General features: G+C 44.6%; 24 protein-coding genes. 8 read left to right on the top strand and 16 right to left on the bottom strand.

What is annotated here, in order from left to right; genetic code table 11:
- Positions 1–8: 8 nt before the first annotated feature.
- Complete coding sequence (locus LCM10_RS18095; RefSeq protein WP_224877668.1) at positions 9–656, top strand: acetoin utilization AcuB family protein; 648 nt, start codon at positions 9–11, stop codon at positions 654–656.
- The gene (locus tag LCM10_RS18090) at positions 653–1,828 is read left to right on the top strand and encodes an acetoin utilization protein AcuC (RefSeq protein ID WP_224877735.1); all 1,176 of its coding nucleotides are present in this window, start codon (positions 653–655) and stop codon (positions 1,826–1,828) included. Before LCM10_RS18095 ends, LCM10_RS18090 begins: the two co-directional genes overlap by 4 nt.
- A 123-nt stretch (positions 1,829–1,951) precedes the next feature.
- Here LCM10_RS18090 and motS read toward each other — a convergent pair whose 3' ends face one another.
- The 4 genes from motS to LCM10_RS18070 form a co-directional block, all read right to left on the bottom strand.
- Complete coding sequence (gene motS / locus LCM10_RS18085) at positions 1,952–2,671, bottom strand: flagellar motor protein MotS (RefSeq protein ID WP_224877667.1); 720 nt, start codon at positions 2,669–2,671, stop codon at positions 1,952–1,954.
- Positions 2,668–3,471, bottom strand: coding sequence for a flagellar motor protein MotP (motP, locus tag LCM10_RS18080; protein ID WP_224877666.1), 804 nt, complete (start codon positions 3,469–3,471; stop codon positions 2,668–2,670). Before motP ends, motS begins: the two co-directional genes overlap by 4 nt.
- Before the next feature lie 137 nt (positions 3,472–3,608).
- Positions 3,609–4,607 carry a catabolite control protein A gene (gene ccpA, locus LCM10_RS18075; protein ID WP_224877665.1) on the bottom strand — a complete coding sequence of 333 codons (999 nt, stop codon included), beginning with the start codon at positions 4,605–4,607 and terminating at the stop codon, positions 3,609–3,611.
- Between the two features lie 466 nt (positions 4,608–5,073).
- Entirely contained in the window at positions 5,074–6,150 is a 1,077-nt protein-coding gene (locus LCM10_RS18070; protein WP_224877664.1) for a bifunctional 3-deoxy-7-phosphoheptulonate synthase/chorismate mutase, read from the bottom strand.
- 200 nt (positions 6,151–6,350) lie between these two features.
- Between LCM10_RS18070 and LCM10_RS18065 the strand changes: the two genes are divergently transcribed.
- The gene (locus tag LCM10_RS18065) at positions 6,351–8,510 is read left to right on the top strand and encodes a cell division FtsA domain-containing protein (protein ID WP_224877663.1); all 2,160 of its coding nucleotides are present in this window, start codon (positions 6,351–6,353) and stop codon (positions 8,508–8,510) included.
- 37 nt (positions 8,511–8,547) lie between these two features.
- Here the strand turns inward: LCM10_RS18065 and LCM10_RS18060 are convergent, their stop codons facing one another.
- The 4 genes from LCM10_RS18060 to LCM10_RS18045 form a co-directional block, all read right to left on the bottom strand.
- Positions 8,548–9,114: a YtxH domain-containing protein gene (locus tag LCM10_RS18060; RefSeq protein ID WP_224877662.1), complete on the bottom strand. Its 567-nt coding sequence runs from the start codon at positions 9,112–9,114 to the stop codon at positions 8,548–8,550.
- A gap of 163 nt (positions 9,115–9,277) precedes the next feature.
- Positions 9,278–9,592 carry a bacillithiol system redox-active protein YtxJ gene (gene ytxJ / locus LCM10_RS18055; protein WP_224877661.1) on the bottom strand — a complete coding sequence of 105 codons (315 nt, stop codon included), beginning with the start codon at positions 9,590–9,592 and terminating at the stop codon, positions 9,278–9,280.
- A 111-nt stretch (positions 9,593–9,703) separates the two neighbouring features.
- Positions 9,704–10,177 carry a YtxH domain-containing protein gene (locus tag LCM10_RS18050; RefSeq protein ID WP_224877660.1) on the bottom strand — a complete coding sequence of 158 codons (474 nt, stop codon included), beginning with the start codon at positions 10,175–10,177 and terminating at the stop codon, positions 9,704–9,706.
- A gap of 17 nt (positions 10,178–10,194) precedes the next feature.
- A complete protein-coding gene (locus LCM10_RS18045; RefSeq protein ID WP_224877659.1) occupies positions 10,195–10,710 on the bottom strand; it encodes a DUF948 domain-containing protein in 516 nt (171 codons plus the stop codon).
- Between the two features lie 197 nt (positions 10,711–10,907).
- On the opposite strand from LCM10_RS18045, the gene LCM10_RS18040 reads away from it, so the two are divergent.
- Positions 10,908–12,023, top strand: coding sequence for an aminopeptidase (locus LCM10_RS18040; RefSeq protein ID WP_224877658.1), 1,116 nt, complete (start codon positions 10,908–10,910; stop codon positions 12,021–12,023).
- 78 nt (positions 12,024–12,101) lie between these two features.
- Here LCM10_RS18040 and murC read toward each other — a convergent pair whose 3' ends face one another.
- The 7 genes from murC to LCM10_RS18005 all read right to left on the bottom strand — a co-directional run bounded on the left by murC (position 12,102) and on the right by LCM10_RS18005 (position 20,964).
- On the bottom strand, positions 12,102–13,418 hold the full coding sequence (murC, locus tag LCM10_RS18035; protein WP_224877657.1) for a UDP-N-acetylmuramate--L-alanine ligase: 1,317 nt from the start codon (positions 13,416–13,418) through the stop codon (positions 12,102–12,104).
- A 229-nt stretch (positions 13,419–13,647) separates the two neighbouring features.
- Positions 13,648–14,295, bottom strand: a complete 648-nt coding sequence (locus LCM10_RS18030) for a hypothetical protein (protein ID WP_224877656.1) — start codon at positions 14,293–14,295, stop codon at positions 13,648–13,650.
- Between the two features lie 223 nt (positions 14,296–14,518).
- The gene (locus tag LCM10_RS18025) at positions 14,519–17,284 is read right to left on the bottom strand and encodes a DNA translocase FtsK (RefSeq protein WP_412103421.1); all 2,766 of its coding nucleotides are present in this window, start codon (positions 17,282–17,284) and stop codon (positions 14,519–14,521) included.
- Between the two features lie 771 nt (positions 17,285–18,055).
- Complete coding sequence (gene ytpR, locus LCM10_RS18020; protein ID WP_224877654.1) at positions 18,056–18,661, bottom strand: YtpR family tRNA-binding protein; 606 nt, start codon at positions 18,659–18,661, stop codon at positions 18,056–18,058.
- A 15-nt stretch (positions 18,662–18,676) separates the two neighbouring features.
- On the bottom strand, positions 18,677–19,471 hold the full coding sequence (locus LCM10_RS18015) for a DUF1444 domain-containing protein (protein ID WP_224877653.1): 795 nt from the start codon (positions 19,469–19,471) through the stop codon (positions 18,677–18,679).
- Between the two features lie 139 nt (positions 19,472–19,610).
- Entirely contained in the window at positions 19,611–19,928 is a 318-nt protein-coding gene (locus tag LCM10_RS18010; protein ID WP_224877652.1) for a thioredoxin family protein, read from the bottom strand.
- A gap of 1 nt (position 19,929) precedes the next feature.
- On the bottom strand, positions 19,930–20,964 hold the full coding sequence (locus LCM10_RS18005; RefSeq protein ID WP_224877651.1) for a PTS transporter subunit IIC: 1,035 nt from the start codon (positions 20,962–20,964) through the stop codon (positions 19,930–19,932).
- A gap of 184 nt (positions 20,965–21,148) precedes the next feature.
- Here LCM10_RS18005 and LCM10_RS18000 point away from each other — a divergent pair, with 184 nt between their 5' ends.
- Positions 21,149–21,403: a hypothetical protein gene (locus LCM10_RS18000; RefSeq protein ID WP_224877650.1), complete on the top strand. Its 255-nt coding sequence runs from the start codon at positions 21,149–21,151 to the stop codon at positions 21,401–21,403.
- Positions 21,400–21,687 carry a hypothetical protein gene (locus LCM10_RS17995; RefSeq protein ID WP_224877649.1) on the top strand — a complete coding sequence of 96 codons (288 nt, stop codon included), beginning with the start codon at positions 21,400–21,402 and terminating at the stop codon, positions 21,685–21,687. Before LCM10_RS18000 ends, LCM10_RS17995 begins: the two co-directional genes overlap by 4 nt.
- Before the next feature lie 157 nt (positions 21,688–21,844).
- Here LCM10_RS17995 and LCM10_RS17990 read toward each other — a convergent pair whose 3' ends face one another.
- Positions 21,845–22,351, bottom strand: coding sequence for a hypothetical protein (locus LCM10_RS17990; protein WP_224877648.1), 507 nt, complete (start codon positions 22,349–22,351; stop codon positions 21,845–21,847).
- A 194-nt stretch (positions 22,352–22,545) separates the two neighbouring features.
- Between LCM10_RS17990 and LCM10_RS17985 the strand changes: the two genes are divergently transcribed.
- Together LCM10_RS17985 and LCM10_RS17980 are read left to right on the top strand one after the other, a co-directional pair.
- Positions 22,546–22,992: a YtoQ family protein gene (locus LCM10_RS17985; protein WP_224877647.1), complete on the top strand. Its 447-nt coding sequence runs from the start codon at positions 22,546–22,548 to the stop codon at positions 22,990–22,992.
- A gap of 248 nt (positions 22,993–23,240) precedes the next feature.
- Complete coding sequence (locus LCM10_RS17980; protein ID WP_224877646.1) at positions 23,241–24,734, top strand: peptide MFS transporter; 1,494 nt, start codon at positions 23,241–23,243, stop codon at positions 24,732–24,734.
- The last annotated feature ends 68 nt before the right edge of the window (positions 24,735–24,802 follow it).

Genomic DNA, 24,802 nt, shown 5'->3' with positions numbered 1-24,802 from the left:
TGGAAAACATGATTGTAGAAGAAATTATGAATACGAATGTGGCTGCTCTGCAGCCTGAAGATACGATCGAATCAGCCATCCAATTGATGAGGGATAAGAAAATCAAGCATATCCCGATCACGAATGAGGATTCAGAAGTAGTCGGGATCGTCAGTGACCGTGACGTAAAAGACGGGACGCCCTCCATATTCAACAATGATTCTTCTGCTCCTGAATTGAAGAAACCGTTGAAATATATCATGAAGACGGATGTCATAACCGGACATCCCCTCGACTTTGTGGAAGAAGTCGCCGCATTGTTCTTTGAACATCATATCAGCTGCCTTCCCATTGTCAGGGAAAATAAGTTGATCGGCATCATCACTGAAACGGATCTCCTTCATACGTTGATCCAATTGACAGGGGCCAATCAACCCGGTTCCCAGATCGAGGTGAAAGTACCTCACAGGGCAGGGATATTATATGATGTCGCGGGGATCATACGCCGTCATAACAGCAATATCCTGAGTGTACTTGTTTATCCTGATAAAAAAGATGAAGCCTTTAAGATCCTTGTATTCCGGGTTAGGACGATGAATCCGATGAATGTGATAGAAGATCTGAAGAAAGAAGGATATGACGTGTTATGGCCGAACATGCCGGGAATGTCTTCATGAAGAAAGATGCCGTATTCGTATATTCAGATGAACTATTGCGATACCGCTTTAACGATCAGCACCCTTTCAATCAAACCCGATTGACGCTGACGATGGATTTACTGAAAGAAATCAATGCACTTCATCCAGACGACATCGTACCGGCCAGAATGGCGACGGATGAAGAATTATGTATGAACCATGACCCCCTCTATGTAAACGCTGTCAAGAAAGCGGGTACAGGTCACCTTTCCCCTGAGCAGGCCGAAGGATACGGAATCGGTACCGAGGATACCCCCATTTTCAATGGGATGCATGAAGCAAGTGCTTTTCTGGTCGGCGGTGCATTAGTTGCTGTGGATTATGTGATGACAGGCAGAGCAAGACACGCCCTTCATCTTGGAGGAGGGCTTCATCACGGGTTCAAGGGCAAGGCTTCCGGGTTTTGTATTTACAATGATAGCTCGGTGGCCATCCGTTATTTACAAGAGAAATACCGTGCCAGGGTGCTGTACGTGGATACGGATGCCCATCACGGAGATGGGGTGCAGTGGTCATTCTATGACGATCCAGACGTTTGCACGTTGTCCATCCATGAAACAGGAAGGTATTTGTTCCCCGGTACCGGCAACATCAATGAACGGGGGCATGGTAAAGGGTATGGATTCTCATTCAACGTTCCCCTCGATGCTTTTACGGAAGATGAATCCTGGCTCGAGGCATACGAAACAAGTTTCAGGGAGGTAGTGGAGTACTTCAAGCCCGACGTCATCCTGACTCAAAATGGGGCAGACGCCCATTACCACGATCCGTTGACTCACCTTTCAGCCACCATGAACATTTACAGGGAAATCCCCCGCATTGCCCATGAGCTTGCCGAGGAGTATTGTGATGGTAGATGGATTGCAGTCGGAGGGGGCGGATATGATATCTGGAGAGTCGTTCCGAGGGCCTGGTCCTTGCTCTGGCTTGAAATGACCGGTCGCTTGGATGCTGCAGATGAATTTCCCCAAGGCTGGGTGGAACGCTGGAAAGAGAAAGCAGGAGTCCCTCTACCAACCCAGTGGGCGGATGTCCCGGATCTATATGCTCCCATCCCTCGTAAAGAGGAGATCACGGAGAAGAATAGACACACGCTTGAAAAAGCTCTTTATCCCATCCGACAGCAGATCAAGCAGAAGCCAGGAAGTTAATATGCACGAAAAATGGCCCGGATTCTCGCAGATTCCTGGCCTTTCATTTTCACCCACCTCCAAGGATAAACCCATCCTTTAAAAAAGCATCCCAGCCTATAAAGCCGGGATGCCTCCGTATCCTTATTCTTCTTCATAACCAGGATCACTGATGATGATCTCCACTCTTCTATTTTTTTGCAAATTCGCCTCGGTATCATTCGATGCAATCGGTCGTGTATCTCCGTAGCCCACCGCAATGAACCTTTTGGGATCCAGCCCCTCGTTATCGATCAAATATCGAATGACGGCACCTGCCCGAGCCGATGATAATTCCCAATTGGAAGGAAATTGATAGGTGGAAATCGGTCTATTATCGGTATGCCCTTCTACCTTTACAAAGTTGGGGATTTGACTCAACAGTTCCCCTACTTTATTCAGGAGTGGATAGGAACTCTCCAAGATTGCTGCTTCACCCGAATCGAAGAGCGCCTGCTCCTGAAGGACCAGGACGACTCCCCTATCTGTTCTGGTCGCCACCACGATATCATTCAGCTTATTTTCCTTCAGATACGATTGAATGCCTGTCAGTAATTCCTTTAGATTTTCCTCATGGACGTCATCGTCCACGATTTCAGGGTTGCTGGAAGGTTTTTCAAAAGGAATGACAGATGGATAGAATTCAAGAATCTGTTTTTGCTGAAATGATTCAGCGATTGCCCTGAATTTTACAATATCGATCTGGGACATGGAGAAAAGAAGAATAAAGAATACAAGAATAAGAGTGATCAAATCTGAGAAAGTCACCATCCATCGCGGGGCACTGGACTTCGGCTCGGGAGCGCTCCTCCTTCTTTGCCTCATGAAGCGGATGCCTCCCGTTCCTCGGCATACTCCATCAATTCCTCATGTGATAAGAATACTTTAAGTTTTTCCTCTAAAAGTCTCGGATTTTGACCTGATTGAACGCCGACAACCCCTTCTATGATGACCTGCTTCATGAAGACCTCTTTCTCTGTGCGCATGGCCAGTTTAGAAGCCATGGGAATGAACACTAGGTTGGCAAGCAATGATCCATACAGCGTGGTGAGTAGCGCTATCGCCATATTAGGTCCGAGAGTAGTGGGATCATTCAAATTCTTCAGCATGAGGACAAGGCCGATCAACGTCCCGATCATCCCCCATGCAGGTGCATATTCACCCGCTTTATCAAGTAAACTTCTGCTTTTGCGGTGACGTTCTTCCAGTGCGATGATTTCAGCCGTCATGATATCCGTTATCACATCCGGCTCGACACCATCGACGGCCAGGAGGACCCCTTTCCGGATGAATGGATCCCCAAGCTCCTCTACTTCCGCTTCCAAGGCGAGAAGCCCCTCCCTTCTCGCTTTCTCTGACAAAAGGATGAAGGTGCGGATCACGCCCTGAAGGTCGTAGTTCTCCTCACGGAAGGATTCACGCATGACTCTGCCCAAATGCTTCAGTTCCTTAAGTGAGAAACTGACCAGCATGGCAGCGATCAAACCACCGATGACAATGAAAATGGAGGGAAGGTCCACGAATGAACCAAACCCTGAAAGCCCCTCGTTCGTCATGATCGCAAATGCTACAAATAGAAAGCCTACGACCACCCCTATGGGCGTAAGTACATCAAGCTTCTTCATATTGACTCTCCCCGTCAATCCGTTCTTTTGTCTTATGCTCTGTTCCGCTACACTGTCATACCCCTCGGATATCCTTCAGGAAGTCCAAGAAAAGCATGATACAGAGTCACTTCGTCTCATTATCACGATCGGCAAAATTATTTTGTTGAGCGGCGGTATTCAATGCGGTGAGGTAGCACAACCGTCTCTTCTTCAACCGTCTCTTTGTTCATGTATTTCGTCAACAGCCTCATGGCCACTGCACCAATATCATATAGAGGCTGAACGACAGAAGTAAGCTGTGGTCTCACCATCAAGGCAAGTCGTGTGTTGTCGAAGCTGATGATCTCGACATCATCCGGGATTTTGACTCCGCTGTCCTGTGCACCATGCACAACCCCGAGAGCAGTCTCATCGTTCCCTACGAAAATGGCTGTCGGCTTATCATTCAATTCAGAGAATCTTTGCCATGCTTCAAGACCTGAATCATACGTGTATTCGCCTTCGACCACGAGATCGTCACTGAATTCCACTCCTGCAGATGCCAGTGCTTCCCTGTACCCTTCAAGTTTGAACTTCATATTGATCGTATCGTGGAATGGACCACTCACAAATCCGATCCGCTTATGACCCTTATCAAGTAAATCTTTGACTGCATCATATGTCGCCGCCTTATAATCAATGTTCACAGACGGTACCCTATTCGTCTCTTCGACTGCTCCTGCAAGGACGATCGGAACCGGGGAACGCTCAAATTCCTGAACATGTTCGTCGGAAATATGTCCACCCATAAAGAGAATTCCATCCACCTGCTTACCAAGCATGGTGTTTAATAGATGCAATTCTTTTTCAGAGTTCTGATCGGAATTACTTAAGATGATGTTGTACTTGTACATCGTGGCAATATCTTCAATTCCGCGCGCTAATTCCGCGTAGAAGATATTTGAAATATCAGGGATGATGACCCCGACTGTTGTCGTCTTCTTACTCGCTAGTCCACGTGCGACTGCGTTAGGTCGGTACCCAAGGCGATCGATGACTTCAAGTACCTTCTTTCTTGTCGCAGGCTTAACATTGGGATTTCCGTTTACTACTCGTGATACAGTAGCCATTGAGACATTCGCTTCACGCGCTACATCGTATATTGTAATATTCATTATTGACACTCCTTTAACTTCTCGGCTTATTACTGTTATTTTACACTAAATATTCCATAAGAAAAAAGCGATTACAAACGTTTGTTAAAAAATGCACATATTTAGTGTGAAAAAGTACATTATAACAGTCTTTAGTCTATTTATCTGCAATTATGTTGATTATCATACGACAGACTTTTGATAACTGCAATGATTTAGGATATACCTTTCAAACCCGCTTTTGATTTCCGTGCAAGACTTCGCTTTCCGCGGGTGACCCGTGAGCCTCCTCGGCTTCGCCTGCGGGGTCTCACATTCGTCACTTCTCCCGCAGGAGTCTACGTCTTGCACTCCAATCAAAAGCTAGAATTGACGTTAATCAACAAAATATTGTAACAGTATCTCAACCACATCTTCCTCATGACCAAAAAGACTGGACTCATGCAGAGTCCAGTCTTTTTGGTTGCGTTATATTCACATACTGTTATTAAACGTTGATGGTGCGACCTTTCAGTAGTTCCTGGTAGAAGTGGTCGAATTGGTCGAGGTCCATTTGCTGTGCTGAGTCGGATAGGGCTACAGCCGGGTCCGGGTGTACTTCTGCCATTACACCGTCCGCTCCGATGGCGATCGCTGCTTTTGCAGTCGGGAGGAGAAGATCCCTGCGCCCTGTGGAATGAGTGACATCCACGAATACAGGAAGGTGAGTCTCCTGCTTAAGGATCGGCACTGCAGAAATATCAAGCGTATTCCGTGTCGCTTTCTCATAGGTACGGATTCCGCGTTCACAAAGGATAATGTCCCCGTTACCTTGTGAGATGATGTATTCAGCTGCGTTGATGAACTCATCGATCGTGGCAGCAAGCCCTCTTTTTAGTAATACAGGCTTCTTCACGGATCCTGCCGCCTTCAATAATTCAAAGTTCTGCATGTTCCTTGCACCGATTTGGATCACATCAATGTATTCAAGGGCAGGTTCGATGTCCGCTGGATTGACGATTTCACTCACTACGGCAAGATCATACTCGTCCGCTACCTTCTTAAGGATCTTCAATCCTTCAATTCCAAGTCCTTGGAAATCGTAAGGGGACGTTCTTGGTTTGAACGCTCCTCCACGCAGCAGTTTCAATCCTTTCGCTTTAATGGCCTGTGCCACCTGTGCCACTTGTTCATATGATTCAACTGCACATGGTCCGAAGATAAAATGCGGATTGCCATCACCAATTGCATCTCCATTGATATTCACGATTGTATCTTCGGCCTTCTTCTTGCGTGAAACAAGAAGCGCCTTTCGATGATCGTCTTTTTGCAGCTCCAGACCGGCTTTGAATACTTCCTTGAAAATATGTTCAATGGTCGAATTTTCGAAAGGACCATCATTATGTTCCTTGATTAAATCGAGCATCCCTCTTTCACGAACAGGATCATATCGGTATACTCCTTGCTTTTCCTTCACACGCCCGATTTCCTGAACGAGTTTAGCACGTTCATTAATGGTGTCTAATAGTTTTAAGTTCATCTCGTCGACTTTTTTTCGCAATTGATCGAGCTCTTGATTACTCACAATACAGCACCCTTTCTTGATTTTATCCTGTTCATACCGAAAAAACTGTTTCAGTTTCAATAAAGTATGATACATTTTTTATAGATATTGAAACTAATTATAATAGATGATTTCTTAAATGTCACGACAAATTTCTTTATTAATTAAACGCTTTTAAGCGCTAAAGTATTTTAGTATCTTATGAGACTGATTAAAAGTAGGTGTATAATTTGCAGAAAATTTTTTCATTGGACATCGGGACACGTTCGGTCGTCGGCATCATATTGGAAGAAAGAGATGGGAAATACCATGTCATCGACATTGAAGTAGAAGAGCACAAAGAACGGGCCATGCTTGACGGTCAAATTCACGATGTGCCTGCAGTTTCGGAGGTCATTACCTCCATTAAGCAAAAGCTTGAGCAAAAACAAGGGACCCTTCATAAAGTTTGTGTGGCTGCCGCGGGAAGGGCACTGAAAACGGAAAAATCGATTGCCTCTTTTGCAATCAAGGGGAAACCACTCCTGACGAAGGAAGATATTCTCCACCTAGAGCTCACGGCTGTTCAAAAGGCACAGGCGCAGGCAGCGGAGAGTGAAAAGGATTCACAAAGCTATCATTATTACTGTGTAGGTTATTCAGTCTTGTATTATCATCTTGACGGAGAGGAAATCGGAAGTCTGGTCGATCAACAAGGGAATGAAGCCAGTGTCGAGGTCATCGCCACCTTCCTGCCGAGAGTGGTGGTCGAATCGTTACTTGCCGCATTGAATCGTGCAGATCTTGAGATGGAAGCCCTGACACTCGAACCGATAGCGGCAATCAATGTCCTGATTCCACCGTCCATGAGGAGATTGAATGTTGCCCTTGTGGATATAGGTGCAGGCACGTCTGATATCGCCCTTACCAACAAAGGGACCATCACTGCCTACGGAATGGTTCCGACTGCTGGGGATGAAATCACTGAGGCCCTCAGCGATGCCCTGCTTCTTGATTTTCCATTGGCGGAAAAGGCCAAACGGGACTTGTACCGTTCCGACACGATCTCGGTGACTGATATATTAGGGTTCGACTCTGAGATCCCTTCGAATGAAGTGGTAGAGAAGATATTCCCTGCCATCAGTAACCTTGCCAAGAAGATTTCACACGAAATACTTCTATTAAACAATCAGAAACCACCGCAGGCTGTCATGCTTGTTGGAGGAGGCAGCTTGACACCACAACTGCCGAGAGAGCTCGCCAAATCACTGAGCCTTCCTGAGAACAGGGTAGCCGTCAGAGGGATAGAGGCCATACAGAATCTTTCCATTACAGATATACTTGCCAAGGGACCTGAACTGGTGACGCCTGTAGGGATCGCCATTGCAGCGAAACAATCACCCGTCCAATATGTAACCATCCATGTGAATGATCAACCGATCCGTTTATTTGAGGTAAAGGATTTAACGATCGGGGATGGTTTACTTGCTGCAGGCATCAAGATCAATAAACTGTACGGCAAGCCTGGTAGTGCCTACTTCATCACTGTGAACGGACAAGATGTCACTCTGCCGGGTGGATACGGGCATCCCCCAACAATTTATAAAAACGGCCAAGAAGTGTCCGTTGATGACAAGCTGATGAATCATGACAGAATCACCGTGATCAAAGGGGAAGATGGAGCTTCCCCACATGTGAGAATTTCAGATTTAATAGATGAAACGCCTGATAAAACGGTCATCATTGATGGGAATTCTCGTACTATCTCACCGGTGCTCAAAAAAAATGGGGCACATGTTAAAGCCGATTGCGTGATTGAGGATGGTGACAAGATCCAGTATGTGGGCAAAGAAACCATCACGGATGTCTTGAGAAAATCGGGCCATGAAGACTGGTTGGAACACATGAAGCCATTCCGTTTGACCATCAACGGCAAGGAAACCTATTTTCCCTCATTAGGTGGGAAAGTACTTTTAAATGGGATGGAGGCAAGACCCTCCTCTTCCGTTTCACACCTTGATACATTGACAGTAGAGCCCCCAAAGCAGATAACAGTCGGGATGATCCTTTCAAAAAGGAATGAATATCAAGAGAAGTCGATTAAGGTCCTCTTCAATGGTAGCCCGGTAATCCTGAGACAGTCATCTGCATCCGTCTACAAAGAGGGGAAGCCATTAAATATGGTTGACACAGTGCATTCTGGAGATTCCATCACGATTGAGGAAACAGTCACTCAGCCTTTTATTTTCCAGGATCTCTTTAAACACGTTGAAGTCAATAAGCCTGATCATGCTAACACGTCTTTCCAGTTAATCAGGAATGGAGAAGAAACTACGTTCTATGGAGAGATACACGCCGGGGACAGTCTGGAGATTAGATGGACAACGGCACATGAAAAATAGGAAAGAATAAAAAAAACTGGCGTAAAAGCCAGTTTTTTTATGATCCAACCTGTCCAGGGATGCTGCTCGGTTTATTCGTGCTGTGGACGTTGGTTGAGTCCGATGAGGGGATGGACGTTGATACGGAAGATGTTTCGGATGATTCCGATGTCACTTCTTCCCCCGCTTCTTTTACTTTACTTCCAATTTCCTTTAGATCTTCTGCCGCTTCTTTTGTCGTCGCGATAACATCAGTCGAGTCATCTTTTACTTGATTTACCTGGTCGATGACTTCGCCGTTCACTTTTTCATATAGCTTTTGTGCATCATTGATTGCTTCCTTCAATACAGAAGAAGCCGACTTGATTCGATCTTGCCAATCATTCACTACTCCTGAAGGGTTCTCCTTCACTTTTGAAACCATGTCCATCGTCGAGTCTTTCATTGAAGATGTACCATTGGTGACCTTTTTTCTTGTGTTTTTATCCAGCATGGCGACCGCACCGCCGACGACTGCGCCGACTACGATACCTTTCACTAGCTTACCGCTTCTCTTTTCCTTTACGGTAGGAATTTGATTACCAGTGTTCGATTCAGTCATTCTATTTTGGTATGATTGTACCATTTAAATTGATCCTCCTATGTTATGTGTTGGATTTGTTATTACGTTTAATTCCCCGTCCAGATGCAAATAAACTTTTATTGTGGAAATTCCTATTATTACCGACATTTATACAATGACACTGAGGCTATTACATAAAAAAAGAACCTGCGTATGCAGATTCTTTTTATAGTTTGCTTAGTTCCTTTTCGGTGATGTTCCAGTGGGAGGCGTTCCAGCCTGGTTTACCGTCGATGAAGAGGAACGCTTGGGGGGATTCATGCTTGATCCCGTACTTTTCGGCAATATGGTTTGAAAGTTCCCTTGATTCCTGTACGGCCAGATAAAAGCCATCTTCCTCCCTATTATTGTTGAGAAACGCCTGATAATCATTGAACGCGTTTGAACTGATCGGACATGTAAGGCTGTGCTTCATCAAGAAGAAGCGCGGCTTCGTCTCAGCCAGCTGTTCAAATTGTTGAACCGTTTCGATTTTTTGCATCTCTATGTTCATCCTTTCTAGCACGATCCTTCTAAGGAACGCTGTCAAAAATAGCGTGTACAAAAAAGCGGTGAAGTAATCATATCACTTCACCGCTCTTCCCTACAACTATTATTGATTGTATGTCTTTTCAGTCTCATCAAATGCTTTTTTTGTTTCCTCAAGCTTTTGATTGAGATCATCTGTTTCCTGGGCAGGGGTCGCGTCTCCAACAGCCACTCCCTCAAGCTCTTCATTCACAGCTTCCGTTTCGCCCTTCGTTCGGTATGACTTGAACTTGTCTTTCACTGTATTGGATTGTTCCTGTACCGTCTTTGAGAATGCTGCAGACTTTTCTTTCGCTACGGCTGCTAATTCGTTGCTCTTTTCAACCGCCGTATCCTTCCACTGACCTGATTTTTCCTTAATGACAATTGCCTGCTCGTTTAGGTCGTTTCGAAGATCCTTACCTGACTTAGGTGCAAGTAATAATGCTGTGGCAGCACCTACAATCCCCCCGATCAGTGTTCCGATCATGAAATCCTTTGAGTTGATGTTGTTGCTGTCAGTTGCTTGCTGGTTTTGAGTTTGGTTTTGTTGTGTCATTTGATATTTCCCCTCTCCTAATTGTTATAAGATCTTGCTCTTGTAACCAATTTTTCTTGAGTTTGAACATCTTCAGGTGTGGGTTTTTTATGAACAGCTTTATCATGGAGATTCGGCTGTTGTTCCTTTTTTTGCTTCCATTTGTCCTTCAGTTCGATAAAGGCATTCCCCCATCCAACAACCTGGGAAATCTTCCCCTGGTTCCTCTCGAGTTCAGTCGAGATGGATGTGCTGACTTTCTTCACCGAATTGTTTAGGCTTTGAATGGAATGGCCTACATCTTTTACTGCATAAACCACGGTGTTGAGATCTTCGGATTTCCGTTGGATGTCCTCCGCTAACAGATTCGTTTTATGTAGTAATTCAGTAGATTCCTTTGTTACTCCTTGAAGCTGGGATTCGAGACCATTCAAGGTCGATGACACACTATCGAGTGTAGAGCCCAGTGATTTCAAGGTTTTCATCACGCTGATAACTAAAATGAAAAATGCAATTGCGATTACCGCTACACTTAGATAAAGAATTATTTCCATATCGTACACCTCCATGTATAAAAATTCTTTACCCACCCCTTACACAAATAAAACATTATAGTAGGATTTCTTCTTCCAGCAAGCGAATTCCTGCCTGTTTTAAAAAAATACTTTTTTATCTTTTCATGTTTTCTTATTTATCATCCCAGTAAAATTTAGGGTACAATATAGGTTGAAACGTTAAAGGGGGTAATAAAATGAAAGATCCACGCATTGAAAAATTGGCTCGCAACCTGATCAACTATTCTGTTCAGTTACAGCCAGGTGAAAAGGTCCTCATCGAAAATTTCGGATTGCAGCGTGAACTGGTCACGGCTCTCGTGAAAGAAGCTTATGAAGCAGGCGGGTATCCATTCGTATCCATCAAGGATCATTCGGTCGACAGGGCGCTCCTCATGGGTGCACAGGAAGAACAGTATAACATGATGGCAGAATTCGAAGCCAATGTCATGAACGGAATGGATGCGTATATCGGACTGCGTTCCGGTGACAACATCAATGAGCAGTCGGACGTTCCTGATGAAAAAATGAAAATTCATGGTAACACGATCGGCAAGAAAGTACATAGGGAAATCCGCGTACCAAAAAAGAAATGGGTCGTGCTCCGCTACCCTAACGCCTCAATGGCCCAACTTGCAAAAATGAGCACAGAAGCATTTGAAGATTTCTACTTCAATGTCTGCAACCTTGATTACAGTAAAATGGACAAGGCAATGGACAATCTTGTGGAGCTTATGAATAATACGGATAAGGTCCGCCTCGTAGGAGAGGGGACAGACCTGACATTCTCCATCAAAGATATTCCTGCCGTGAAATGTGCAGGACGCCTGAATATTCCTGATGGAGAGGTATACTCTGCTCCTGTCAAGGATTCCGTGAATGGCACGATCTCCTACAATACACCGTCCCCGTATAATGGGTTCACTTTCGAGAATGTCAAGCTTACATTCAGGGATGGCAAGATTGTGGAAGCAACAGCCAATGATACGGACAGAATCAATAAGATCTTTGATACAGATGAAGGAGCAAGATACGTCGGTGAATTTGCCATCGGGGTGAATCCTTACATCCAACATCCGATGCAGGATATCCTCTTCGATGAAAAGATCGACGGAAGCTTTCACTTCACGCCAGGTGAATGCTACGAAGATGCGTACAATGGAAATCACTCCAATATCCACTGGGACATGGTCATGATCCAAAGACCTGAATACGGTGGAGGGGAAATCTACTTTGATGATGTCCTGATCCGCAAAGACGGACGATTTGTGCTTCCGGAACTCCAAGTGTTGAATCCCGAAAATCTGAAATAATAAATGAAGGCCCGTCCCTGGTGCTATGACGCACCTTAGGAACGGGCCTTTCTAATTAACCAATTATTCAACCTACGTTCAGTTTTCTTCTAACTTCTCTTTGAGCGTCGTTTCATAGGCTTCCTGGAACTTTTGGACATCGCCCGCTCCCATGAAGATCAGGACGCTGTTCTCATGATCCAATAGAGGGGTGGTGTCGTTTTCGTCAATGATTTCCGATCCTTCGATTTTGCTTTGAAGATCGTTAATCGAGAGCTTCCCATGATTTTCACGGGCTGACCCGAAAATCTCGCATAAGTACACTTTATCAGCCATATCAAGGCTTTCAGCGAATTCGGTCAGGAATGTTTGCGTTCGTGTGAACGTGTGCGGCTGGAAGACGGCGATGATATCCCGATCCGGATATTTCTGTCTTGCAGAATCAACAGTCGCTTTAATTTCAGTTGGATGATGGGCATAATCATCAATCAGGATTTGAGACCCCAGTTCTTTTTCCGAGAAACGGCGCTTCACTCCCTTGAAGCTGCTTAACCGCTCCTGGACCACTGCCGTATCCAACTCTTCATAGTGGCAGATCGCGATGACGGATAGCGCATTCAAGATGTTATGATCACCGAATGTAGGGATCTTAAAGCTTGCATAGAATTCATTCCGGACAAACACGTCGAAGGAAGTACCTTCGCGGTCACGATTCACATTTCGTGCCTGAAAGTCGTTCTCTTCAGCAAAACCATAAAAGACGACCGGAACCTGAGCCTGGATTTTTTGCAATTGCTCGTCATCACCGCACGCAATGATTCCTTTTTTCACCTGCATGGCCATCTCCTGGAATGCAGAGAATACATCATCGACATTGGCGAAATAATCAGGGTGATCGAAATCTATGTTCGTCATGATGGCATAGTCAGGATAGTACGATAAGAAATGACGTCGATATTCGCAAGCTTCAAATACGAAATATTGAGCATCTACTTCCCCTTTTCCTGTTCCATCCCCGATCAGATAGGATGTCGGTTTGGCACCGCTTATTACATGGGCAAGGAGTCCGGTCGTAGACGTTTTACCATGTGCACCCGTAACCGCCACGCTTGTGAATTTCTGCATGAAGTCACCAAGGAACTTATGATACCTTGTGATTGGTACACCCTGTTCCACCGCTGCTTCAATTTCTTCATGTGTGTCAGGAAATGCATTCCCTGCGATCACGTGCATATCCCCTCCGATGTTCTCTTTTTGGAAAGGTAGGATTTTTATATTTGATTCATCTAGAGACTTTTGCGTAAAGAAGTATTTTTCTACATCAGATCCTTGGACCTCGTAGTCCATATCGTGGAGTATTTGGGCAAGGGCACTCATACCCGATCCCTTGATTCCTACGAAATGATATATAGTCATAATAGAACCTCCAACAATCATCAATCTAAAGCATTATATGAAATGTATATTATTTTTGCTATCCGTGAAATTCGATCAGCAGGTCATGTTCTTCATCGCCCCAAACAATATGGGTTATGAAAGAAGTATACGTATGCTCTGACAACCTATGATACGGTAACATAAATCTTTCAACTTGAACATTATATCACTTTTTATCGGCGCTGACCATGAATGGACAGCTAATGCCCTAAAGGATGTATAACGGAGCTTCTTCTTTAAGGAACGCTCTCCATAATACTCCTTTTTCCTGATTCTTTTGACGGAAATGACGCCTGATTGACACCGCTGCATCGCAGTTAGTGGCTTCAAATACAGGACCTATGATCCACTGATCCGTCACAAGAGGGACTTTCCTTACGAAATAGATGGATCCTTTCTTGATTGCTCCACAATCCAGGCTGCCTCTGAGCTCTTCTTCCTTGCCATGGATGATGCTTTCTCCCTTGATCACGACGGCATTATCCCCTGAAAGACAGTCGGTGATGATGATTGGTTCGGGTGCCGCGGTCAAAAGAAGGGCCCCCATCATCCTCAATGGTTCACTCAGCTTCGTCGATTGAAGGAATTGAAAGCATACTGTCTGCCCGTTGATCGTCTTATAATCCAGAAGATACCATTGCAGGAACACATTTTCTTGCTCTTGTGACAGAAGTGGTGGTTCCTTTAATTGAAAGCGTTTGGCGAATATCATCTTGGCTCTGACCTTTTCACGTATATTCGTTTCCTTCAATGCGTAGTCAAGGGCATGCCGGTATAATTCGTCCATTTGCCTTTGGGCGATTTGCTGTTTTTTTCGCCGGTACCGGCTCAAATCCAAGAGTTCCTTCTCGTGCATTCTCTCACCTATCCAACTTCAACTATTTCATGCAAACTGCAAAGATTGATTCAGGAGTATCTTCCCAAATTCATGATGCCTGGGGAATATGTATGGACCATCAATCACGGTGTATGTACCCGTACCCCATTCATCCGTCGTACAAACTTCCTGTCAGACTAAAAAAACAGGTATCCTATCAATGTCATAAACAGGATACCATGTAAAAAATAATTGTACTAGTTTAAGCCAATGTCTCCAATTCACTCTCCGATATGAGGACATCCCTGGGCTTGCTGCCTCTTGATTCAGAAATGACTCCGCTATTTTCCATCATTTCCATTAATCGTGCCGCGCGGTTATAACCGATCCTGAATCTTCTTTGCAGACTCGAAGCTGAAGCTCCTCCCTGATCGATGACAAATTCGCACGCTTCTAGGAACAGTTCATCTTCTTCTTCAGTCACTTGCGCTTTCTTGATCAGCTCATCTTGTTGAAAGATGTAATCAGGTTCCCTTTGCTCCCTGACGTGATTGATGATTTCATCGATTTCATCATCGGAAACGAAGGTGCCCTGAAGCCTTACCGGCTTGGATGATCCGTTCTCAAGGAATAACATATCCCCTTTACCAAGCAGGCGTTCGGCTCCGCTTCCATCGATGATCGTTCTTGAATCGACTCCGGATGATACAGAGAACGCTACCCTTGTCGGTACATTCGCCTTGATCAAACCTGTGATGACATCAACGGAAGGACGCTGAGTGGCGATGATCAAATGGATTCCGCATGCACGTGCCTTTTGAGCGATACGGCAGATGGCTTCTTCCACGTCTGCAGGCGACATCATCATGAGGTCTGCCAGTTCATCGATGACAATGACGAGGTAAGGAAGCTTATCGCTATACTGTTTGTTCCGCTCCGCCAATTCGTTGAAGCGTTTAATATCCCTCACACCCGTATGAGCAAACAATTCATATCTTTTTTCCATTTCCTCAACGGCCCATTTCAACGCTGCTGTAGCAGCTTTGACATCGGTGATGACAGGACTGACAAGATGGGGGATTCGATTGTATGGTGCAAGTTCCACCATCTTCGGATCAATCAATAAGAGCTTCAACTCATCAGGTGACGCTTTATATAGAAGACTCACCAGGATGGAATTGATGCACACGCTTTTTCCAGATCCGGTCGCACCAGCAATCAGACCGTGAGGCATTTTACTTAAGTCGGTCACGATCGGCTGACCTGAAATATCAAGGCCAAGCGCCGCCGTCAGGGCAGATTTGGATTCCTGGAAGGCGGGACTTGCGATCACTTCGCTGATACAGACTGGCCGGCTTTCCTTATTCGGCACCTCGATCCCGATCGTATGCTTTCCGGGAATCGGCGCTTCAATCCGGATATCCTTAGCAGCAAGGCTCAGCTTGATATCATCTGAAAGATTCGTGATTTTGTTCACCTTCACCCCGGGCTCCGGCTGCACCTCGAATCTTGTGACCGATGGTCCTTGTGTGACATTCACGACCTTCGCCCTGACATTGAAATTGTGAAGCGTCTCATCCAGGAGTGATTTCTGGGCATCCAGCCAATCACTGCTCAGTTTCTTGGATACTGGAGGCACAAGGTATTCCATATCCGGGAATGTATATCCCTTCTTGTTTTTTACGGACGAAGCTAGTGCGTTATAGCTCTGGGCCGCTTCTTCCCCTTGGATCATGTCTTTATGATCACGGCTCGAATCAGTCATTCCTTTTTCAGGTAAGTCATGCTTCCTCTCTGTGGGTTCTAGGGGGGCATGCTTCACTTCAGGAGGATGAGATTCTCTTCGTTCAGTAGGTGCAGACTGTTCATGTTCATCTGCCTTCGCCGCCTGCATTGTCGGTTTCGATCCTTGAAAGCGATCATGGGCATTACCTGTTTGCGATCCTGAGAGCCTTTGCCTTTGATTCATCTGACGTTTATCCTGTTTCAGCATCAGGACGTTGAACGGAAGGTGCGACCTCTTCCTGGTTCTCGGTGCTTCTCTCTCGCTCGGGTCCTGTTTCTGATGGAGATCGACTTCTTCTTTCTGGCTCGTTTCTACTTCCTTGGTCAAGACAGTCGATTCGACTGATTCTTCTTGTGGAGACTCTGTGTTGTTCTCTACCCATTCATTTCTGCTATCAGATTGATGCTGATCGCCGTCAGTATCTCCCTGTTCGTTATACTCCATAACGCCCTGAATTTCAGGGGAAGCATCGTTTTCTTCTACGGATTTTTCTTGTCCGATTGGTAAAGTGGGCTGCTCTTCCTTTTGTGAAGAATCCAATTGCACGTCCAAAACAGAATCCTTCGTTTCTTCCATTGTAGAGGATTCAGTATCACCCTCTTCCCGCCAATCAGCTACCCCGGATGTTTCTTGTGAGGATTCAATGCTCACCTCAACCTCTTCTACTCCCTCTTCACTATCTGTTGATGTTTCAATCCTTCCGGCCGGTCCACTGTCAGAGATTTCCTCTTCACCCTTCGTGAACGAGAACTCATTCCCCACCAAGGAGGCTTGGATCAACGGTTCTTCCGTTTTTGGTACTTCACTGAAATCAGGGGGATAGACATCCACTTTTTCTTCAGTCGCCTGTGCACGATTATGTAAAAATTCCTTCAGCTCAAATTCCACTTCATCTTCTTTGACGGACTTGACTGGTCTCGCCTTAAACCCATAGATCGGTGATGGGATTTCAGTCGGGCGAAAAGGTCTACTGTTCCCTTTCTCCACTTTTTTTGTCTTTTTATGTTTATCATTCGTCACGGTATCCGTTGATGTTGATTCTTTTTTCACCGGTTTTTCAGGCTGGCTTTTCCTCGATTTACGATCGATTTGCATGCCTTCATTCCGAAGGGACTTCCGCCTGTCCTTTTGTTCGGCTTGTTCAGGCTCTCTGCGCTTCCTTACCGGGCGCGTGTCCTTTACTTCCTCCCCATCTGAAATAAGAGGAAAACGGAAGTTCCCTTTTGGATACTGGTATGTCATCCTTGCTTCGACTTCCCTGGAATGATTGATTGCCCTGTTATTTGAGAAAACTCTTTTTTCGGATTTCGGTTCTGTTTCTTCTACTTCTTCGACATATTCTTCGGTTGTTTCATCCTGATCGGATAGTTTATTCATGATTTTTTTAAACCAACTCACAATTATCACTCTTTCTTTGATACTTATCTTATATTTTATCAGTTAAAGAGAAAAATTCGAGTAATTTCGCTAGAATTAGAGAATTGTTAATTAAATGTGTCGAAAGCAATATTGGTGTAATATTGTTGGGATGGGAAAAGTTAGATTAAAGATTTAAAGAATGACCCTTCTCTACCGCAGTTGAATTCCGAGGAAGACTTCGCTTTCCACGGGTAGCCCGTGAGCCTCCTTGGCTTTGCCTGCGGGAAGAAAAGCAGAAGGGCTTTGAAGAGGGGCGGGTGGCATAAGTCGAATCTGCCTGGAAGGCGCTCTTTGCCTTCTTGGTCGGTTTGCCTTATGACATGTGCATCTAAGCCTTGGAGCTGGACACGTCTCACATTTGCTACTCTTCCCGCAGGAGACTTCGTCTTCCACTCCAATCAACAGCTGGAATCAGCTAAAAAAATTAGCCTTTTACAGAGGAAAAAAGAGATGTTGAACACCTCATGATTCTGTGTCTTATAACCAACATAATTTTTAAATATATTTAACATTACAGAAGATCAACATACACCTTACAAATTAAAAAACCCTAAGCCATCCATCATCGACTCAGGGCATTACGGTGTAATTCAATTATCCTTTAAAAGGCTGTCCAACTTCATAGCTGTCTTCAAGTACCAGGATCCCTTTTTCCTGAGGGGCATTCGGCAGGTCAAGTTCTTTTGCTGAACAGATCATCCCGGATGAAGGGACACCGCGGAGCTCTGCGTCTTTGATGACCATCCCGCTCGGCATGACTGCTCCAACTTTGGCGACAACGACTTTCTGACCTTGATCGACATTAGGTGCGCCGCATACGATTTGCAGGGTTTCTCCGCCTACATCCACTTTACAGATGTTTAATTTGTCGGCGTTCGGGTGCTTTTCCTTTTCCGAAACAAAGCCTACTACGAATTTAGGGGAGAAGTCTGCCTCCAGTACTTCTTCCACTCCGTTTTTCTTCAATGCTTCGTTGATTTGCCCGAGCTTATCGTCGTTCATCTCAACTTGTCCTTTTTCAGATAACTCCATGTAGCTAACCGCATTGAATAGGTTATAGCCGACGGTTTTGCCTGTTTCCTGACAGAAGATGCGGACAGCGTCCCCTTTTCCTTCATGATCGACTTTTCCTTCGAATCCAGGTTGTAGCGTAATGATCAGGGTGTCCCCGATTCCTTCAAGATTATAAAATACGTTCATCAATGTTTTCTCCCTTCACTTTTTACGATTTTTAGCCAGGATGAAGATCGGTTCAAGCTCTCCATCTTCATAGACGAATGATAATGCCGTTATCGGGACATTGCCCGTGGTGAAAAAGCTCATTGTCAACTGTGCCAGTACATCATAGCCGGTTTCATTCCGGATATCCCCAATGACAAGCACGTCTTGATGCGGTACGGATACGGTCATCTCGCCTTGTATATCTCCGCTGATTTTCTTTAGGAAGGCATCGTTCAAAATACGACTGGCGTCATAGCCGTCATTATTATTCAAGAAATAATAGATGTTTCCGGCAACCTCGTCTTTCTTCATCTGAGTCGGCAGCCCTCTGACGTTGAACAACGCAGTCTCTTTCATCTGCTCATGAGACCAACCTTCTTCTTTCAGCATGTTCTCATCGATCAGCCGATAGGTCGAACCAAGATCGATTGCATAATAGATCCTTGTTTCGGCCGTATGGTCATCCGTGACGAGCGGGATTCCATCATTAGATTCGGTGGCGAATGAAGTGGACCGGATGACAGGAAATACCTTTTTCTCTTTACTGTCCATATCGGCATCCGTCCCCATTACATTCAGCGCTTCCTCAACGTAATACACAACTTCATCGACAATTTTTTTATTATTTTCTTTCCACTTAGAGACGATGGGCGGAAGTGCTACCGTAATCCCTTTCTTGGTCTCGGTATTTTCTATGCGCAGGGAATCTTTCTCCCGATCATATGTAAACGTGCGATTCGGTTTTTCCAATCGCTCCTGAAGGATCCCTTTCAATTTTTTAATATCCATGGTTCCCCTCCTTCTTATACTGAACATCGTACCGTTCGATTAATAAACTGTCACTTAGAACATTTTACAATAAAATCGCGATAATACAAAAAAAATCCTTCATTTAAAAAGGGATACCCATTAAGGATATCCCTTTTCATCATTTGGATAGGCTGTTCATGAATTCTTGAATCTCTTCTTTTGTTTTGCGGTCCTTGCTTACAAAGCGGCCGGTTTCCTGTCCGTCTTCGAATGCAAGGAAGCTTGGGATCCCAAAGATATCATTCTCGATGCAAATATCGATGAATTGATCTCGATCTACATATAAAAATGTGTAATCGCTATATTCATTTTCTATTTCAGGCAAGATCGGTTCGATCACCCGACAGTCGGGGCACCAGTCAGCCGAAAACATAAAGACATGTTTACCATTTTGTTTTAATTCGTTGAATTCTTCCATCGTTTCTAGTTTGCGCATGTTATTTTCCTCCTGTATCGATCGTCATCTGGCCGGGTTTGATCCAGCCAATCTTTCTCATATATTCCGATAGTAACAGGGAGATGGCTGCAGGTCCAACGAAATGCAACAGAAGGACTTTCATGGCAGTATCCCAGGAGAACCCCATCGTCTTGAATGTCATGATCTGCCCGACCAAACCACTTGTCCCCATACCTGCACCTGCAGCATTATTTTCCATAAGCCAGAGCGTCGTCCCGATTGGTGCAAGGATCATTCCAGCAATGGTTGGCGGCAGCAGGATACGGGGGTGCCGGATGATATTGGGCACCTGAAGCATGGAAGTGCCGATTCCTTGAGCAAGGAGGCCACCCACTTTATTTTCCCTGTAGCTGATTACCGCGAACCCTACCATTTGAGCCGCACACCCAATCGTTGCCGCTCCGGCTGCGATACCACTAAGGTCAAGCATAAGTGCAATGGCGGCACTTGAGATCGGCGCGGTTAATGCAAGCCCCATGAGTGCAGCGACCAGGATCCCCATGATGATCGGCCTTTGTTCAGTCGCCCAGCTGATCCAGCTCCCAAACATGGTCATGAAATCCCCAATCCCGGGACCAGCAAAGGATGCTACTGAAAAACCTGCAAGAATCGTCACAAATGGTGTGACGATAATATCCACCTTTGTTGTCTTACTCACAAATTTACCGATTTCGGTCGAAACGACGGCTGCAAGGTAAGCACCTGCCGGGCCACCTAGAGTCGCACCTGCCGCCCCAGTCACCACAGCTGCAAACAACACAAGCGGCGGCGCACCCAATCCGAATGCAATGGCCACTCCGATTGCAGGTCCCATCAGCCCGATGGCCAGACTGCCCATTTCAATGAAGAATGTACTGACGGATTGTGGCAGGAACGTCGCCTGCTCCCCGATCGTTTTTATGATTAATCCAATGATCAATGAACTGAATAATCCGAGGGCCATATAACTTAAAGCATCTATGAAGTAAACTTTTGCGGATACCTTTATTCCCTTACGTTCCAAATATTGTTTCATTTTCAATCTCCTTTTCAGATGATAAGGAATACACACATTTACTAGTGTAAAGACACATGTAGTTTTTGTCTATATGTATTTTACGTAATCATATTTTTCTAAAAGTTCATAAAGTTCGTTGCAGGTGAAGAATCGAGTAGCGGAGTATTCGCACACTTGGCCGATAAAGGGTGTAATCATCAGAATGAAGGGGCGAATTAATCCGATAAAGGGTGTAATCATCGGAATGAAGGGGCGAATTAATCCGATAATGGGTGTAATCATCAGAATGAAGGGGCGAATGGATCCGATAATGGGTGTAATCATCGGAATGATGGGGCGAATTAATTCGAAAAAGGGTGTAATCATCAGAATAGAGGGGCGAATGGATCCGATAATGGGTGTAATCATCGGAATGAAGGGGCGAATTAATCCGATAATGGGGGAATCATCAGAATGAAGGGGCGAATGGATCCGATAAAGGGTGTAATCATCGGAATGAAGGGGCGAATGGATCCGATAAAGGGTGGAATCATCGGAATGAAGGGGCGAATGGATCCGATAATGGGTGTAATCATCAGAATGAAGGGGCGAATTAATTCGAAAAAGGGTGTAATCATCAGAATAGAGGGGCGAATGGATCCGATAAAGGGTGGAATCATCGGAATGAAGGGGCGAATGGATCCGATAATGGGTGTAATCATCGGAATGAAAGTGGTTTTTACGGGCATGAGTCCCATTTAGGTGATAGCAAGGAACCTCACGCGGTATATCGTAAAACAAAGTCTTACATCGAACCAACAACGGTCTTATAATGAGAGAACAACAAATTCAAAAGTAAATGACCATTATAAAAAAAGCCGATTTTCTACCGGGAACAGTAAAAAATCGGTTCGTCGTTTTATTTATGTTTTACAGAGCTGGCGATTTCCATCATCATTTCGGCATTGTCGGATAAAGCGTCCATTTGGGATTGGGTGGTCAGTTTCGTACCGCCGATCCCCACAGTGAGCTCATACTTTTCAGAATGGGGCAGTTCCTTGATGACGTAGTATCCAAATCGACCGTCATCCTTGAATTTCCCTTGCTGGATAATCGTTTCCTTCTCACTGATGGCCATATTATATAAAAGTTCACTATCCTTCTCTTCTTCTGGATTGGCGAACAGGATGAACGTATCAGAGCCTTTTGAAATAATGATATTATTGGAAGATTCTTTTTCAATCTTGGCACCGAATGGAAGATAAAAGCTTACATCACCGGCTTTTTCTTTAGCATTCTTGGGATCATCCTTGAACGTATCTTCCACCGTTTGCGCTGTCTGCTCTTTTTCTTTGTCTATCGTTGTATTGCATCCAGCCAAACTGAGTACAAGAAAGAAGAAAACAATCGACATAAATGTTTTCAATCTCTTATCCTCCCTTTTAGGCGAGTGTAGCACCTTATGTTAACTTACTTAGGGCCTATGCTAATAATACCGTCACATAGTACTATTGACAACCCTTTCATCCAGAAAAAACCTTTATTTTGTGGCATTGGTGGTTACTTTTTCTAATGGTGGGGTAAATATGATAAGATGACTAAAAAAGGAGGGGTTAACGAATGGAATTGACTGTCTACCTTGCAGGGGAAATACATAGTAGCTGGAGAGAGGATTTAAAACTGAAAGCGAAGGAGCTGGACCTGCCTTTAACATTTGTCGGTCCTATGGAGAATCATGGACGCTCTGATGATATCGGGGAGGAAATCCTTGGTGAACAGCATGACAAAGTTCTCCGGGACGATGCTGCCTCGGCCATCAATAATCTCCGGACGGAGCTTCTTATGAAGAAGTCCGACCTTGTCGTTGCACTATTCGGGGAAAAATACAAACAATGGAATACAGCGATGGATGCCAGTACCGCAATCGCCATGAATAAGCCGCTGATATTGATCCGCCCTGAAGAACTGCACCATCCTCTTAAAGAACTATCGAATAAAGCAAATGTAACATGTACGACAATTGAACAGGCAACGAAAGTACTTTCATATATTTTCGAAACCGAATAACCAGATTATTCAATAACTGACAGTAATTTTGACTTTAAGACCTAAAAAGCATGCCGGTATAATGATACCCGGCATGCTTTTTCATTGTAGATAATTGTGTCTCTCCACCCAAATTATCTTACTATTCTAAAATAATAAAATGTTGGTAAAATAAAAACATTTTATGATATAATTACTAGTTTTAAAAGTTTTTTTGACTTTATGAAAATATTAAAATATTATAGTAAAAGAACTAAGGAGGTTGTAATATGTCGTCAATCAATAAACAGAAAATTGTGGATAGTGTTCCACAAAAGGGATTCTTCGGACATCCTAAGGGGCTATTCACGCTCTTCTTCACTGAGTTTTGGGAGCGCTTTTCTTACTATGGAATGCGCGCAATCCTCGTTTACTACATGTATTATGAGGTATCAAAGGGTGGCCTCGGCTTAGATGAAGGTACAGCTTTAGCAATCATGTCAATTTATGGTTCACTTGTCTATATGTCAGGTGTAATCGGAGGCTGGCTTGCCGACCGATTATTCGGTACGTCCAAAGCAGTCTTTTATGGCGGGATTTTGATCATGTTCGGGCATATTGCCTTATCATTCCCGGGTAGCTTATCGATGTTTTTCGTTTCAATGGTATTAATCGTACTGGGTACAGGTCTATTAAAGCCGAATGTATCCACTATCGTTGGTGAAATGTATGCAGAAAATGATACACGCCGCGATGCTGCGTTCAGTATCTTCTATATGGGAATCAACATGGGTGCGTTCCTTGCACCACTTCTGACTGGTGCACTTATGAAGAGCTATGGATTCCATTGGGGATTCGCACTTGCCGCAATCGGTATGTTCTTCGGACTAGTTGTTTTCATGATCACAAAGAAGAAGAGCCTGGGTCTTGCTGGTACGTATGTACCTAACCCGCTTAATGCCGTTGAAAAGAAAAAATACGGCTCAATGACTGCTCTTGTAGTAGTTGTACTTGCCATCATCCTTGGAATTACGATTCCTAATGGATGGTTCACGCTGGATGTATTCATTAATTTAGTCGGAATTTTCGGTATCCTGGCTCCTACAATTTACTTCATCGTCATGTACAGAAGCCCGAAAACGACAGCGACAGAACGTTCACGCGTACTTGCTTATATTCCATTATTCATTGCAGCAGTCATGTTCTGGGCAATCCAGGAACAAGGTTCTACAATCCTTGCTGCATATGCAGATAAACGTACACAACTGGATTTCTTGGGAATTGAGATTTCTCCTGCCTGGTTCCAGTCACTGAACCCACTATTCATCATCCTGCTTGCTCCGATCTTTGCAGGAATGTGGGTGAAGCTTGGTGATCGTCAGCCAACGATCCCTCAGAAATTCGCATTTGGTCTTTTATTCGCTGGACTTTCATTCTTAGTTATCCTTCTTCCTGGATACTTCACAGGAGAAGATGCATTAGTTAGTCCATTATGGCTTGTATTGAGCTACTTTATCGTTGTACTTGGAGAGTTGATGTTATCACCTGTCGGTTTATCAGCAACTACCAAACTTGCACCTGAAGCTTTCTCTGCTCAAACAATGAGCCTTTGGTTCCTGGCTTCTGCCGGAGCACAGGCACTGAATGCACAGCTTGTAAGGTTCTATTCAGCGGATTCTGAAATGCTTTACTTCGGATCCATCGGTGGAGCAGCAATTCTATTAAGTATCATTCTATTCATGATGTCTCCGAAGATCCAAGAGTTCATGAAAGGTGTCAAATAAGAATCCCCCACTTTCTTTCAGGGGATCTACATGATATAGCAAAAGGCTTTGCGCAAATGCGCAAAGCC

This window comes from Rossellomorea aquimaris (assembly GCF_020171925.1).
In the GTDB taxonomy this organism is placed as follows: Bacteria; Bacillota; Bacilli; order Bacillales; family Bacillaceae_B; genus Rossellomorea; species Rossellomorea aquimaris_F.
The sequence above is the reverse complement of the archived record's forward strand: the minus strand, read 5'-3'. Positions and strand labels throughout refer to the sequence as shown.